The sequence below is a fragment of the Bacillus sanguinis genome, assembly GCF_018332475.1.
Lineage (GTDB): Bacteria > Bacillota > Bacilli > Bacillales > Bacillaceae_G > Bacillus_A > Bacillus_A sanguinis.
On sequence record NZ_BOQB01000429.1, the window covers coordinates 1 to 1160 of the forward strand.

Below are 1160 nucleotides of genomic sequence, written 5' to 3' on the forward strand. Positions count from 1 at the left end.
ATTGAACGAAAAGTAGAAGAGCCAATCATATCATTTGAAATGTTTAAACAGCGATTATTCGGCATGAGCACTATTATTGCATTATGTTACGGTGCTGCGTTTATGTCAGCAACTGTTTACATACCGTTATTCATTCAAGGTGTATACGGCGGCACTGCAACAAACTCAGGACTATTACTTTTACCAATGATGTTAGGGTCAGTCGTAACTGCGCAATTAGGCGGATTTTTAACGACGAAGCTTAGCTACCGAAACATTATGATTATTTCTGCTGTTATTATGCTAATTGGACTATTCTTATTAAGCACAATAACGCCAGAAACAAATCGTGCACTATTAACAGTGTATATGATTATTATCGGATTTGGAGTAGGATTCTCATTCTCTGTACTAAGTATGGCAGCTATTCACAACTTCGGTATGGAACAGCGCGGATCTGCGACTTCAACGAGTAATTTCATTCGTTCATTAGGCATGACACTTGGTATTACAATCTTCGGAATGATCCAAAGAACAGGTTTTCAAGATCAATTAGAAGAAGCATTTAAAGGGATGAGCGGGGGAATGAATACAAACGCTTTAGGAGATTCAAGAGCTATTCTATCGGAATCGGCAAGATCTCAAATCCCGCCGCAAATATTAGATAAAATTATTGACGCTCTTTCTAGTTCAATTGTTCAAACATTTATGTGGGCATTGGTACCAGCTGGTTTAGCATTCGTATTCATTTTCTTTATGGGAAATGAACGTATGGTAATTAAAAAAGGACAAAAGAATAAAAAGAGTGCAACATCAAAAGCATAATGAAAAAGCTCCTTTCCAATTGGAAGGGAGCTTTTTCGTATGTACGGATTTAGATTAGCCTTCGATAATTTCGTATTCTTCGTCAGCTAATAATAAAATTTGTGTTTTCTTACCTTTGTTTTGAACTTCGATTACATCGTAAGCACCTAAGTCTCTTACTTTGCTTTGAGAAGCGTTAACCATAACTTCAATAGAATCAATTAAGATATCTTCTTCAATGTATGATTCAGGCAATGCCATATCTTCAGTATCTAATACACATGCGTATAGATTTTGTAAGTTTTCAGCAGTTGGGTTTTGTTCCTCAACATCAATGATGTTTTTTACTGCTTCCATATTTTCTTCTTTTGCTTGAT

General features: G+C 35.9%; 2 protein-coding genes. One reads left to right on the forward strand and one right to left on the reverse strand.

Annotated elements, in window-relative coordinates; all coding sequences use genetic code 11:
* Positions 1-804: MFS transporter (locus tag KI369_RS27155; protein ID WP_212958680.1), on the forward strand; the 804-nt coding region annotated here is incomplete at its 5' end.
* Between the two features lie 54 nt (positions 805-858).
* On the opposite strand, the gene KI369_RS27160 is transcribed toward KI369_RS27155, so the two are convergent.
* Positions 859-1160: hypothetical protein (locus KI369_RS27160; RefSeq protein ID WP_212958682.1), on the reverse strand; the 302-nt coding region annotated here is incomplete at its 5' end.